This is a genomic window from Solirubrobacter ginsenosidimutans (assembly GCF_027587205.1).
The window spans coordinates 19,472-32,948 of sequence record NZ_JAPDOD010000077.1 but is presented as its reverse complement, the minus strand read 5'-3'; the positions used below and the strand labels follow the sequence as shown (position 1 = coordinate 32,948).

At 72.8% G+C, this 13,477-nt stretch carries 9 protein-coding genes and 1 pseudogene; all 10 read left to right on the top strand.

The features are described from left to right. A pseudogene (locus OM076_RS41480) lies at positions 1–397 on the top strand (hypothetical protein); the annotation flags it as partial. A gap of 3 nt (positions 398–400) precedes the next feature. Then, positions 401–1,027 carry a DNA circularization N-terminal domain-containing protein gene (locus OM076_RS41475; protein ID WP_270046087.1) on the top strand — a complete coding sequence of 209 codons (627 nt, stop codon included), beginning with the start codon at positions 401–403 and terminating at the stop codon, positions 1,025–1,027. Further along, complete coding sequence (locus OM076_RS41470) at positions 1,024–4,431, top strand: hypothetical protein (RefSeq protein ID WP_270046086.1); 3,408 nt, start codon at positions 1,024–1,026, stop codon at positions 4,429–4,431. Before OM076_RS41475 ends, OM076_RS41470 begins: the two co-directional genes overlap by 4 nt. Next, complete coding sequence (locus tag OM076_RS41465) at positions 4,415–8,311, top strand: peptidoglycan-binding protein (protein ID WP_270046085.1); 3,897 nt, start codon at positions 4,415–4,417, stop codon at positions 8,309–8,311. The genes OM076_RS41470 and OM076_RS41465 overlap by 17 nt, the downstream gene beginning before the upstream one ends. Then, complete coding sequence (locus OM076_RS41460) at positions 8,304–9,341, top strand: hypothetical protein (protein ID WP_270046084.1); 1,038 nt, start codon at positions 8,304–8,306, stop codon at positions 9,339–9,341. The genes OM076_RS41465 and OM076_RS41460 overlap by 8 nt, the downstream gene beginning before the upstream one ends. After that, positions 9,338–10,039: a hypothetical protein gene (locus tag OM076_RS41455; protein WP_270046083.1), complete on the top strand. Its 702-nt coding sequence runs from the start codon at positions 9,338–9,340 to the stop codon at positions 10,037–10,039. Before OM076_RS41460 ends, OM076_RS41455 begins: the two co-directional genes overlap by 4 nt. After that, complete coding sequence (locus OM076_RS41450; RefSeq protein WP_270046082.1) at positions 10,039–10,476, top strand: hypothetical protein; 438 nt, start codon at positions 10,039–10,041, stop codon at positions 10,474–10,476. Before OM076_RS41455 ends, OM076_RS41450 begins: the two co-directional genes overlap by 1 nt. Positions 10,477–10,487: 11 nt before the next feature. Beyond that, on the top strand, positions 10,488–11,156 hold the full coding sequence (locus OM076_RS41445; protein WP_270046081.1) for a hypothetical protein: 669 nt from the start codon (positions 10,488–10,490) through the stop codon (positions 11,154–11,156). Then, on the top strand, positions 11,153–11,572 hold the full coding sequence (locus OM076_RS41440; RefSeq protein ID WP_270046080.1) for a hypothetical protein: 420 nt from the start codon (positions 11,153–11,155) through the stop codon (positions 11,570–11,572). Before OM076_RS41445 ends, OM076_RS41440 begins: the two co-directional genes overlap by 4 nt. Then, a complete protein-coding gene (locus OM076_RS41435) occupies positions 11,569–13,476 on the top strand; it encodes a baseplate J/gp47 family protein (protein WP_270046079.1) in 1,908 nt (635 codons plus the stop codon). Before OM076_RS41440 ends, OM076_RS41435 begins: the two co-directional genes overlap by 4 nt. Position 13,477: the final 1 nt, after the last annotated feature.

Below are 13,477 nucleotides of genomic sequence, written 5' to 3'. Positions count from 1 at the left end.
GCAAGGCGCGCGCGTCCCCGCTCCCGCGGCCGCCGGCCCGGGGCAAGGCGCGCGCGGCGCCGCTCCTGCGGTCACCGGTCCTGGGCGAGGCGCGCGCGGCCCCGCTCCCGCTGTCAGCGGACCGGCGCCCGGCCCGGACGGCCCTGCGACCCACCCGACACGGGTGCCCGCGGCCGACGCGCCGCTCCCCGTCGTCGAGATGGCGCTCGGGGCGGGCGGGCTCGCGGCCGCGCTCGGAGCCGCGGTGAGCCGCGAAGGCGTCGCACCACCACAGCGCGAGCGCGCGGAGGAGCCGCCGCCAGAGCCGGCGCGCAGCCCGACGCCGCCAAGCTGGCACGACGACGACCTCGAGTTCGAGTTCCTCCGGCATTACGGGCGCTCCGGAGGACGCGCCTGATCGATGCCCGTCGAGCTGGCCGGGATCACGCTCGCGCACCTGACCCACGTGGTCACGCGCGAGCAGGCGAGGGTGGTCCGCCACGCCGTAGCCGGCGCCGGCGGCGACCTCTCGCAGTCGCTCGGCCGCGGCTCGACCGAGATCGAGCTGCATGGCATCTTCTACGGCGCCGACGCGCCCACCGAGCTCGACAAGCTGCGCGACGCCCACGCGGCAGGCGACCCGGTCGAGCTCTACATCCACGCCGTCGACGACAGCGACGTCACGCAGACGCTGCGCTTCTCGCAGGTCATCGTCGCCGGCCTGCGCGTCGAGCAGCGGGCCGGCGCGCCGGACGAGTTCGGCTTCACGTGCCGCGTCGTCGAGTACGTCGAGCCGCCGTCGCCCATCTCCGGCGACGTGCTCGGCGACCTGGACACGAGCCTCATCGACGAGGCCGCCGGCGCCGTCGACAGCGTCCAGAACACGCTTGCCGAGGTCGCGCAGCTCACCGACCTGCTGGTCAACATGCCGACGTTCGCCGACCCGACGACGCGCCTGCCCTCGATGCTCGACTCGTTCACGCCGGCGGCCTCGGACGGCGCCGAGCTGCTCACCGGCATTCGCGACCTGTTCGGCACCGGGGCATGAGCGCCGGCTTCCTCGAGCGCTTCCCGGACACCGGCGAGCTCGGCCGCATCGGCAGCGATGCGCAGGTGGCGCTCGGTGCCATGCTCGACCGTGTCGGCGGCCTCGAGCACGATCAGGCCGGCTCGCCGCTCACCGCGGTCACGGGCGCGCTGGGCGACCTCGCGGGGACGCTCGACGTCGACACCAGCGGCCTCACCGAGCAGCTCCCGCAGGTGCTCGAGACGATCCGCCAGGCGCTGCCGGCCTCGGCGCTCGAGTACGTCGAGGCGATCGAGCAGGCGTACTCGCTCGCGCGCGACCTGTTGCAGTCGGGCCCGCTCGCCGAGCAGCTCGCCCACGGCGGATCGCTGCAGGACGTCGCGCTCGCGGTCGTCAATGCGGCGCTCGGCACGTTCGACAAGCAGATCGAGAGCCTGGCCGAGAACCTGATCGATCCCGACACGCTGACCGCGGTCCGCGAGGGCCTCGCCGGCTTTGACCGCTTCAGCCAGGACTACGCCGCCCACAAGGGCGACTTCCTGCCGTTCCTGGCGCAGAACCTGATCGGCGTCGGCGCGGATGCGCTCGAGAATCCGCTCGCCGCCGCCGAGCGGGCGGTCGCGGTGCTCGCGCCGGTCGGGGCCGAGGCACTCGCGGCCGAGGTCGACCCGGCGCTGCAGGCCAGCGCGGGCGCGCTCAACGGCCTGCGCGCCGCGCTCGACGGCCTCGACGCCTCCGATGTCGCGGTCTACGGGGAGATCGAAGGGCGGTTCGACGCGCTCGACGCTGCGGTGGCCTCGATCGCCGACGCCGTCGCCGACCGCTACGACGCGCTCGCCGCCGCGATCGCAGCGCAGCCGTGGGACGGCCTCATGAGCACCTACACGAACGCGCTCCAAGCCGTCGATCTGGGCCGCGTGCCGAGCGTGGACGACGGCGTGAAGGCGATCGTGGGCGTGCTCGACGACCTCAGCCGGCGGCTTGGGATGGTGATCGACGGCGACGAGCTGACCGGACAGGTCGACCTGCTCGTCCAGTCCGTCCAGGACACGCTGCTGACCTCGGGCGTGGGCGCCGCGCGCGCCATGCTCGAGGACGCGCTGGGCGAGCTGCGCGACGCGATCGCGCAGGTTCCCACCGAGGAGATCCAGGCCGCGGTCGACGACATGCTCAAGCAGGTCGGCGACGAGCTGGATCAGTTCGACGCGGCGACGATCACCAAGCAGATCGAGGACGCGCTCGCCGAGGCCGAGACGTTCATCACCGAGACGTTCAACGACGCGCTCGTTGAGCAGGCGAAGGCCGCGGTCAGCGAGCTGCTCAACGCCGTCCAGAGCCTCCCCCTGGCCGACCTCACGAGCCGGCTGGAGGCCGCGCTCCAGCAGGCCGCCGACCTGATCGCCGAGATCGAGGCCGCGATCGGGGCCCAGCTCGACAAGCTCGAGGAGCTGCTGGCGCAGCTGGACCAGATCAGCTTCAAGCCGCTCGCCGACGAGGTCATCACCGAGATCGAAGACGTCGCGAAGCGCCTGAAGGCGATGAGCCCGTCGGCGCTCTCGCCGGCCGAGCGGCTCGCGCTCTCGGCCGCACTGGCGATCCTCGAGGCGATCGACCTCGAGGGCCAGATCATCAAGGGCCTGGAGGAAGGCTTCGACGCCGCCAAGACACCGGTCGCCGACCTGCTCGTTCAGCTCGAGCACGCCCTCGGGGCGGTCAAGGCGCACGTCGACGAGCTCGACCCGGTGCAGCTCCTCGGGCCCATCCACGAGCTCGTGCAACGGGTCGAGCACGCCGCCGACGCCGTCAACGCGACGCTGCTGCTCAAGCCGCTGCGGTCGCTGCTCGCCAAGTTGACCGCGCAGCTCGAGCAACTCGCCCCGCACCGGCTGCTCGAGCCGCTGCAGAAGCCCTATGACACCGTCGTCGACGCGCTCGACCGGTTGGACCCCAAGCAGTGGGTCGCGCCCCTCGACGATCTCTACGCCGAGATCGACAAGTTGATCGCGATGGTCGACGTGACGCCGCTGCTGGGCGAGCTCGACGACCGCCGCCGCGCGCTGCTCGACCAGGTCCGCAAGTCGCTGCTCGACGCCATCGACGCGCTCGAGCTCCCATCGCCGCTGGACACCCTGCTGGACCAGATCCGGCCGGTGCTCGAGCACTTCGCCGGCGGTCTGTTCGACGATCCCGGCGAGCTCGCGCTGATGCCCGCCGAGATCGACCTGGCGGCCCCGATGAAGGTGCTCGACGTGCCGTTCGACCGCCTGCTGGAGATGACTGCGTCGATCCCGGCGGACGATCTCACGAGCGCGGTGAACGTGCTCCGCACTGGCCTCGGCACCGGCATCGACGCGCTCGACCCGCACGCGCTGCTCGACCGGCTGCGCCAGGGCCAGGCGCTGCTGGCGAGCCTCGACCCGACCCGAGTGCTGGGTCCCGTGCTCTCTCTGCCGGCGCTCAAGGTGAGCTTCGAGGCGAGCGTGCAGACCGCGCCGCCCGCGCGCGCCTCGGACGTCGTCGCCGTACGCGCGCGTTTCGACGCGACGTTCGCGCTCGTCGACACCAGCCGCGCCGACAGCCGCACGCAGCGCCTGCGAGCCACCCACCGGCGCCTTACCGACTCGCTCGCCCAGCACATCGCGGCGCTCGACTCGGCCGCCGCGATCGCGGCCTACGGCGAGCTGCGCACCGGACTAGAGCGGCTGGTGCCGGCGTTCCTGCGCAGCCCCGCGCCGCTCACGCACGACGACGTGATCGCCGGTCTGGCGACGCTGCGCCCCTCGCTGCTCGCGGCGCCGATCGAAGCGGCGCTGGAGCGCTTCCTCGCCCAACTGCAGCCGCTGGAGAGCACCGTCGCCGAGGCCGCCGACCGCCTGCTGGGCATCGTCCGCAGCACGCTCGCGCTGATCGACCCGCTCGCCCTGCAGGACGCCGTCGCCGCGATCTACGACACGATCCGCGCCAAGGCCCGCATCCTCGACCCGGCCAAGCTCGCGCAGGCCGCCGACGAGCTGCTGGCCAAGCTCAAGGCGCCGCTGGAGGCGCTCGACCCCGCCAAGCTCGGCGCCCAGCTCGACGCGGCCTATACGCGGACCCTCGCCGCCCTCACAGGGCAGGTCAACGGATTGCTCGATGACATCGGCGCGGCGATCGACGAGGAGCTGCGGACGATCCGCGACGCGATCAAGCAAGTCGTGAACGACATCGAGACGTTCCTCGCGCAGGTCGCAGGCGCCGTCCACGAGGTCGTGGGCAAGGTCGAGGATCTCGTGCTGACCGAGTTCGTGGCACGGCTGAAGCGCCTGCTCGACAACCTCGCCAAGAGCTTCCACGACGAGCTCGAGCGCGTGCGCAACGCATTTGACGAGATGCTCAAGGCGATTCCGCTCAGGGGAGGCGAGCCCGCCGGTGCCATCGCCGCCTGAAGCGGTCGAAGCGCGTCGCCGCCTCGAAGGCTGGCTGGCGGACGACCGCGCGTGCCGGCGCGTGGCCGAGCTCGAGCCGGGCGTGACCACCGTGGACGAGCACGGCGGCGGGCGCTCGCGCTACCGCTACGACCGGCGCGGCGACCTCAGCGAGATCGTCGAGCCCGACGGCACGTGCACGGCGTATGAGTACGACGCGCTGCGCCGGCTGGTCCGGGCCGGGTCGACGACCTTCACCTACGACGAGCGCGACCGGCTGTTGGCGGTCGACGAGCTCGGCGTCGTCCGCAGCTATGAGTACGACGCGAAGGGACGTCTGGCCCGCGCGCGGCTGGGCGGCGCCGGCACGATCGCCTTCCGCTACGACGCCGCCGGCCGGATGCTTCTGGGCCGCACCTCGACGGTCGCCACCGAGCACGCGTACGACGCCCAAGGACGGATCACGCGCATCCGCCAGACGATCGACGGCGTGACGCTCGAGCTCGGTCTCGACTTCGGCGCCGACGGCCGGCTCGCACGCATGACGCTGCCGGGCGCGCGCGCCGTGCACTACCGCTGGGACGGGCGCGGCCGCCCCGCCGCCGTCTCGCTCGCCGACGAGCCGATCGCCACGTTCGTCTACGACGACGCGCGCCGCGAGACCGCCGTGCGCTTCGCCAACGGCGTCGTGCAGCGCACGCGCGCCGACGCGATCGACGGCCGGGTGCTGGACCTCGACGTCCGGCGCGGCCGCGAGCTGCTGCTCGAGCGCCGCTACGAGCACGACGCCGCGGGGCGGATCACGTTCGACGGCGAGCGCCGCTACGCCTACGACGAGCTCGGCCGGCTCGCGGGCGCCAGATCCGAAGGCGAGCGCTGGAGCTACCGCTACGACGCGCTCGACAACCGCCTTGACCAGGGCCCGGGCCGGCTCGAGCACGATCGCCACGGTCGCCGCACGCACGCCGCGGGCAGCGGTCCGGCGATGACCTACCGCTACGACGACGCGGGCGCGCTGCGGGAGGTGCTGCGCGCCGGCGCCATCGTCGCCCGCGCCGTCTATGACCACAAGCAGCGGCTGGTAGCGCTGCGGCGCCCGGACGGCGTCGAGCGCTATCTCTACGGCCCCGACGACGAGCTGCTCGCGGTCACGGACGGGGCAGGCCGACCACTGCAGACGATCGTGCGCACCCCGCTCGGCCCGCTCGCCGAGATCGGCGAGGACGTCGCCTACCTGCACAGCGACCGTCATGGACACGGCCTGCTCGCCACGGGGCGTGCGGGCGAAATCGTCGCGCGCTGGAGCTACTGCCCGTTCGGGAGGCCGGCCGGCGCCGGGACCGTCGGACCGCGCTTCGCGGGCCGCGAATGGCACGCCGACCTTGGCCTCTACCGCTTCGGCGGACGCTGGTATGACCCCGCGACGGCGCGCTTCTTGACCCCGGACTCGTTCACCGGCGCTCCCGACGACGAGCGGCTCGTGCACCCGGTCGTCCCCGCCGGCGCGCAGGCGGCCGCGCGCGCCGAGGTGCTCGGCGCCTGGCTGCAGCGCCCGCGCAGCCGCAACCGCCACGCGTTCTGCGGCAACGACCCGGTGAACCGCGCGGACCCGAACGGCCACTGGTCGTTCGGCGGCGTGCTGCTCTCGCTGCTGGGCGCCGTCTGGACGCTGCCCAACACGCTGTTCGGGCTGCTGATCGAGATCACCTGCCTGATGGGCGAGGTCGTGCGCTGGCTCGTCAGGCTCATCAGCGGCGGCGGCGCCGACTGGGAGAGCCCGGGCTTCGACGTGGCGAGCTCGGGCCGCCTGAGCGCCTTCGCGCTCGTGTTCTCGGGGGGTTGGATCGGCTCGTTCCCGAGCCTGCTCGGCATCACGTTCGGCAACGTCTTCTTCGTCTACAAGCAGTGGCAGCAGATCCCGTACTCCGGCGGGCCGGGCACCGTGCGCCCGAAGGCCTACAACGGCGCGGTCTCGTTCCCGCGCACGCAGGGGCTCTACGAGCACGAGCTCCGCCACACCAACCAGTACGGCTGGTTCGGCCCGTTCTTCCATCTCGGGTTGCCCGTGTTCGGGGTCTACGAGTGGGACCTCATCCTCAACGGCTACGCCAACTCCGCGCTCGAGCGCGACGCGCGCGACCATGACGGGCTGGACACGCCGCAGCCGGTCACGCCCGCGCCGCCCGCGGGCGGCGCGGCGGCGATCCCGCCGCCGCCGCCGGTCCGCCTGGCGGCCGTGCGCTACGGCGGCTACAACCTGGCGCTCGGCGATCGCGACGGCGGCGCCCGCTACGCCGGCAAGGGCCGCACCGCGGCCGCCCACGACAACCTCCCCGCGAGCGGCGCGACCGGCTACGTGAAGGCGCTGCAGCTCGACCTGCTGGAGCTTGGGTTCGCGATCAGCGGGCCGGCGAACGGCACGTTCGGCCGCGAGACGTCCTGGGCGGTGCGCGAGTTGCAGGCGAGCGCGAAGCTCGACACGCTCGCCAAGGAGCGGCCCGGGGCCTCAGGCCCCTATCCCGAGCGGCTCTCGCCCGCGCCGAACGGCCTCAAGTACACGGGCCCGGTCAGCGGTGTGGTCAACGCCGAGACGCGCGCGCTGATCGATCGCTGGCTCGCCGAGCGCTGGCGCTGCCCGGTCGTGGTCGTCGCCCGCAAGCTCACCGGCAGCACGCCGACGGGCGTCTATTCCGGCAAGGACAATGTGTGGGCGGCCGACCAGGTGACCGCCACCACACCGCGGATGTACGTGCGCGACTACTCGGGCTACTACACGCGGCCGGCCACGCACGCGAGCGAGACCGAGGTCGTGCTCGGCCGCTACGTCGCCTACGCGGGCTTCGGCGGTCCCTACTCGAAGGCGCCGCAGCACACCTGGGCCGAGGCCGAGCTGACGCCGGAGCACCTCGTCGGGACCGCGCTCGGGTCGCTGAGCGCGAGCCAGCGCTCGACCTACAAGGCGATCCGGGCGGTGTCCGAGGTCGAGTGCATGGGGTTCTTCGACTCCATCAACGCCTACGACAACGCGTTCGTCTCGCTTGGCCCGTGCCATTGGACGCTCGGCGTCATCCCGAAGAACAAGCCGCTCGAGAAGGGCGAGCTGTGCGGCTATCTCGCCTACCTCGCCTACGCTGACTCCGACGCGTTCAAGTGCGCCTTCGAGTTCTTCGGCGCGCGCATCGACGCCGACTGGCTCGACGCCGCCGGGCACCCGACCGGGCAGCGGCTCTTCAGCAAGGACCAGCGCAAGTACACCGGCTGGATCTCGCTCCAGCAGGACGACGGCACGTACAAGGCCGCCGACCTCGTCGCGAGCGAGGGCGACTGGTTCAAGACCTGGCACTGGGTCTACCGGTTCGCGATGGCCGGGCGGACGATCGACGGGTTCCGGCGGCGCATGTGGCACATGGCGCGCATGCGCCTGCGCGACCTGCTCTGCACGCCGTGGGACGCGGCGAACAACGTGCCCGATGTGCCCGACGGCGGCGGGACGCGCACGGCGACGATCGGCGACGTCTTCAGCTCCGAGCGGGCGACCGCGATGCTCCTGCGCTGGCACGTCTTCCGCCCGGCCCACGTGATCGCCGGCGGCAAGGCCGGTCCACACCTGCAGAGCGCACTCAAGCGGGCGAAGATCCCGGCGGCGGCCGGCGATCCGTCGACCTGGACCGACGCCCACCAGCGCGCGCTCGTGAAGGCCCTGACCGACGAGGTCGCCGCGGTGGGCAACGCCGACCTCGTGGACACGGTCGGCCAGGTCCATGACTTCCCGGGCTGGGCGCCGCCGCACTCGAACCCGCGCGGCTACGCGCTCGACCCGGCCGTCGGCGCGCTCGACGAGGCCGCACGCTCGTTCTCGCTCGACTCCACCGACCTGCCTCCGGCGCCCGCCTATGCCTGACGTGCGCCCCTCCTTCAGCCTGACGATCGGGTCGCTGGAGACGTCTGGCGACCACCCGCGTGCCGCGCCGGCACTCCTGGCGGTCGAACGCGACCTCGACGTGCCCGCGGACGCGCTGCGCGTGCGCCTCGGCGAGCGGGCCGACGTGGCGCTCGACGACGCCGTGCGGCTCTCGCTGGGCTACGACGGCGATGAGCAGGCCGTCTTCACCGGTGTCGTCGTGAGCCTGCAGCCGGGCATCGCCGGCGCCGAGGTGTGGGCGCTCGGGGGGCTGCACGCGCTGCTCGACGTCCACGCCGGCGCGACTTACCAGCTCCAGAGCGCGGGCGCGATCGCGCGCGATCTCTTCTCGCGCGCGGACGTCACGCCGGGGACGGTGGACACCGGTCCGCTGCTGCCGAGCTTCGCGGTCGACGGGCGGGCGAGCGCCCACACACACCTGCAGGCCCTGGCCGAGCGGCTCGGGTTCGCCCTCTACGCCGACAGCAGGGGGAAGGGGATGTTCCACGCGCTCGGCGGCGCCGCGAGCCTCGACGGGCTCGGGGCGGTCGGCGCGCTCGCCGCCGGCGCCGGCGGCGGGGTGGGTGGGGTCGGTTTCACCTACGGGCGCGACGTGCTCGCGCTCTCGGTCCGCGACGCGCCGGCGCCGTGGGCGGCGGTCAAGGTGGGCGGGGAGAGCCCGATGTCCGGCCAGGGTGACCACACCGGGTCATGGCTGACGGTCGACGACGGCGACTACCGCGGCTCGGCCGGGAGCGGCGAGCCGAGCCTCCTCGTGATCGACCCGGCGGCGCGCACCAAGGATCTCGCCGACCGCTTCGCGGCCGGCCGGCTCGCCGGCGCGAATGCGCGCGCCCGCGAAGCGCGGCTGAGCGTCGGCGGGCGCCCCGCGCTGGAGCTCGGCGACTCGATCACGATCAGCGGGCACCCCGATCCGCGGGCCAACGGCACGGGCTACCTGCGCGGCCTGCGCCATCGCTTCGGGCCCGACACCGGCTTCCTCACCGACCTCCGCGTGACGCTGCCATGAACGGCGCCGTGAACATCATGCGCAGCGTCGCCCGCGAGGAGCTCGCCCGGCGCAGCGACGCGCTGCTTGCGGTCGTGACCGCGACCTACCCGCACGCCGCCGCCGACGACGACCACAACCTCGAGGTCGACGTGCGGCTCAAGCACTCCGACCTCGTCCTGCGGGGCGTTCCCGTCGGCGTGCCGCACGTCGGCGTGGCCGCCCCGCCGCGCGTGGGCGACCTCGTGCTCGTGTGCTTCGTCGACGGCCAGCTCAACCAGCCGCTGGTCACCGCACGCTACTACCACGCGGACGAGCGCGCCCCCCTCGCCAAGGCGGACGAGGTGCTGTTCGAGCACCGGGTCAAGGACGGCACGCTCAACCACCTGCGCTTCGCGGACGACGGCACGATCTTCCTGCAACGCGACGTCACCAAGCCCGAGGACAACAGCGAGGCAAAGACGACGATCCGCATCGACGGCAAGAGCGGTGACGTGCTGATCCAGGCAGGCAAGGAGATCGTGATCGAGATCAAGCACGGCAGCGAGCTCAAGCTGACGTGCGACGGCAAGCCGATCACGGTCGCGTGCAAGGCGCTCGACATCACCTGCGACGACAAGATGACCGTGCACGGCAACGTCGAGGTCAAGGGCGACCTGACGGTCGCCAGCGCGGCGCACAGCACGAAGATCAGCGGCAACGAGATCACGGGGACGTGATGGGCGACCTACTGCTCAAGGGCATGCTCAACTTCACCGGCTCGCTCAATCTGGTCGCCGCGGCCGGGGGCAAGGTCAAGGCGAATGCCCAGGAGGTGCTCGTCCAGGGTCAGCGGGGAGCCGGCCCTCCGCACGGCAACGCGCCCGCGCCGGTGCTGATCCCGCCGCCGCCCGCCTCCCCGTCCGACCCCGGCGTGAGCGTGTGGGTGTTCCAGTCCTTCAACGCCACGATCAAGGCCGGCGGCACGGCGATCGTCACACAGGGGATGTGCGCCCAGGGTAACCCCGGCACCGCGACCTGGCCCGGCATGGTCCAGTCCAGCATGGGCAACCCCGGCATCAAGGCCAACTCCATCGCCATGAACGTCGCGAACGACCTCGCGACGATCCTGCCGACCGGCGCGCCCGCCCCGCTCACGACCTCGGGGCAGCTATGACCGCGGTGCGCGTGGCCATCGCCGCACCTGCTGACGAATCGGTGCTCGTCAGCCCGGCGACCGTCGCGCTCCAGGGGCGCCTGGATGAGCCCGTCGCGATCGGACTCTACTTCCGCTGGTACTCGAGTCTCGGCCCCGCGAGCAAAGACCACTACGCGCTCAATGAGCAGGCGCTCACAGACGCCGCGGCCGTGCTCCGGCCGGCGCTCGCGGCGGGCACGCACGTGCTCACCTTCGCGGCCTCCGACCAGCTCGGGCAGGACGCCGCCGCGCAGGCCGCGACCCGCAGCGGCGGTGTCGCCGGCGGCGCGGCGGGTCCCACCAAGTGCATCGTGCACGTGCTCCGCGCGACCCTGCGAGCGCCCGCCGCCGGCGCCTCGCTCAGCAAGGCCGGCGCGCAGATCGACGCGGAGGGGCCCCCGCTCTGGGGGGATGCCGGCTATCAGGCCATCAACCGGCTGCGCTATCGCCTGCGCTTCGATCCGAGCCCGGCCGACGGCCGCCCGAGCGCCGATCTCGTGCCGGCGCTGACGGTCGTGGCCGGCGGCGCGGTGCGCTACAGCGGCACGCTCCCGCCGCAGCTCGGCAGCGGCGCGTACACACTCCGGCTCCGGGTCGAGGACAAGCTCGACGCGAACGTCCACGCCGAGGACGCTCGTGCGGTGGTGATCACGGCGTGAGCACCGAGCGCGACAGGCTGTTCGGCACCGACCTCGAGCTGCGCGACGTCAGCTGGGGCATGGACCTGATCCGCACGCAGGGCGACCTCGAGCTCGCGCGCGGCGCCGACGCGATCTCCCAGGCGCTGCGGCTGCGGCTCGTCGTGCGGCGCGGCGAGCTGGCGCCGCTCGGCTGGCCGGACTACGGCTCGCGCCTGCACGAGCTGATCGGCGAGCCGAGCGTCGTGCGCACCCACGCCCGGGCGCTCGCCTACGCGCGCGCCGCGCTCGAGGCGGACCCACGCGTCGTCGCGGTCCGCCGGATCGCCGCCGGCGTGCCGCCCGGCGACCGCAACGTCGTGCGGCTCGACATGGACATCGAGCTGATCACCGAGCCGACCCCCCTCAACCTCGTCTTCGACATGGCGCTGTCGTGATCGATCCTGGACATCCCTTCTCCGTCGCCTATGCCGACGTGATCGCGGCGCTCGAGCAGCGCCTGCGCGACGGCACCGAACAGCCGGCCCGCTGGCGCTTCGTCCATCAGAGCACGGTGACGGCCTACGAGCTGCCGCGCGAGGCCGAGGAGCTCACAAGCGTGTCCGCGCTCGCCAAGCGCGCCTACAAGACGTTCGTCGCCGGCACGGACTATGTCTTCACGAACAACCGGCTGGTGTGGCGCGCGAACGGCGCGCGCCCCGACGAGGCCGCCAAGGTCGACGTCGAGTACATCTACCGGGAGCGCCCCGCCGGGCTGACAGACTTCAACGAGGGCAGCGTCGCGGGCACGCTCGTGCGCGCCGTCGCGCGCGAGCTCAAGAACGTCTACGAGCAGATGGATGCCGCCTACCGGCGCGCGTTCATCGACATCGCGACCGATGTTGCGCTCGACAACGTGGTGGCGCTGCTCGGGATCATCCGCAACCCGGCGGTGAAGGCGCGCGGCCACGTCATCTATGTGCGCCCCAACGCCGCGTCGCAGCCGGTCGTGATCCCCGCCGGCAGCCGCGTGGCGGATACGCGCGGGAAGACGTTCCTGACCGTCGCCGAGGCGACGATCGACACGTTCAAAGACGAGTTCGAGACCCACGCCGGCGGCGTCGTGCACACGAGCGAGAAGATCGCGACCGTGCTCGGGATCTGGCCGCGCTCGGACGCGCCGAACCCGGCGACGACGCTGGCCACCAAGCCGACGACGCCCCAGGAGCCGTTCGGGGCCGACGAGCGCACGATCACGCTCGCGGACGGAGTGCGCCCCAAGGGCGAGCTGCGGATCCGCTACGCGCCCAAGAGCGTCACCGTCGAGGTCGAGGCCGCACAGCCCGGACCGGAGGGCGACGTCAACGCCGGCACCGTGACCGTCATGCCCACGCCGCCGGCGGGCATCAGCGGCGTCACCAACGAGCAGCCGATCGAGGGCGGGCGCCTGCCGGAGCCCGACGACCAGCTGCGCGAGCGCGCCCGGCACGCGCTCGAGCGGGCCGGCAACGCCACGCTCGACGCGCTGCGCTTCGCGGTCCTCGGCATCGAGGGGATCGACGAGGTCGAGGTCTCCGACCACCAGTCCGACGACTCGCTCCCGCTCGGGGACGTGCGCGTGCGCTACTCGGCCTCCGGCGATCTGGCGCGCGTGCGCCTTGATGTCGCGGCGACCATCGAGGCGACGCGCGCGGCCGGCATCCGGGTCGTCGCCGACATGATCGAGACGGTGCTTGTGAGCGGCGTGTTCTACCTCATCCCCGACGTCGAGCCACCGCCCGGGATCACCGACCGGTTCGTCTCCGCGGTGCTCGCCGAGTTCGAGACGCTGCGCATCGGCGCCCCGCTCTCGGTCCGCCGCCTGAGCGCGCTGGCGTTCCAGATCGGCGGGCTGGCCGACGTCGCCGAGGCCCAGCTCGACGCGCTGGGCGCGCCCGCCCAGGATCCGCTGACGGTCGGACCGGCGCAGCGGGTGCAACCCGACGAGGCCAACCTGCGCGCCGTGCTGCTCGCCGGGTTGCGCCTGGACAGCTTCAGCACGTCCAAGAAGGTCACCAGCTACAAGCTCCAGCTGGTCGACGCGGGCGGGAACGCGATGAACGTCCGCGGCACCTTGGCGCTCGACCTCGACGTCGAGATCGCGGCGGTGCTCAAGACGGCGCCCGACCAGCCGCCGCAGCACATCGACACGGTGGCGAAGCGGCTCGAGCTGAGCGCCGGTCCGACCGCGACGGTCGCGATCTCGGTGGCCGACGCGCCCAACTTCCGTGCCGACCAGCACCTCCCGCAGGTCACGGTGACGATCTCGGCGAAGGCCTTCCCGGGGCTCTCGGCGGTCAAGGCGACGGCGGACTTCAGCTGAA

Excerpts from the sequence above, each read along its gene's own strand:
- OM076_RS41470 (WP_270046086.1), top strand. The coding sequence starts at position 1,024 with ATGAGCGCCGGCTTCCTCGAGCGCTTCCCGGACACCGGCGAGCTCGGC.
- OM076_RS41450 (WP_270046082.1), top strand. The coding sequence starts at position 10,039 with ATGGGCGACCTACTGCTCAAGGGCATGCTCAACTTCACCGGCTCGCTC.
- OM076_RS41475 (WP_270046087.1), top strand. The coding sequence starts at position 401 with ATGCCCGTCGAGCTGGCCGGGATCACGCTCGCGCACCTGACCCACGTG.
- OM076_RS41460 (WP_270046084.1), top strand. The coding sequence starts at position 8,304 with ATGCCTGACGTGCGCCCCTCCTTCAGCCTGACGATCGGGTCGCTGGAG.
- OM076_RS41455 (WP_270046083.1), top strand. The coding sequence starts at position 9,338 with ATGAACGGCGCCGTGAACATCATGCGCAGCGTCGCCCGCGAGGAGCTC.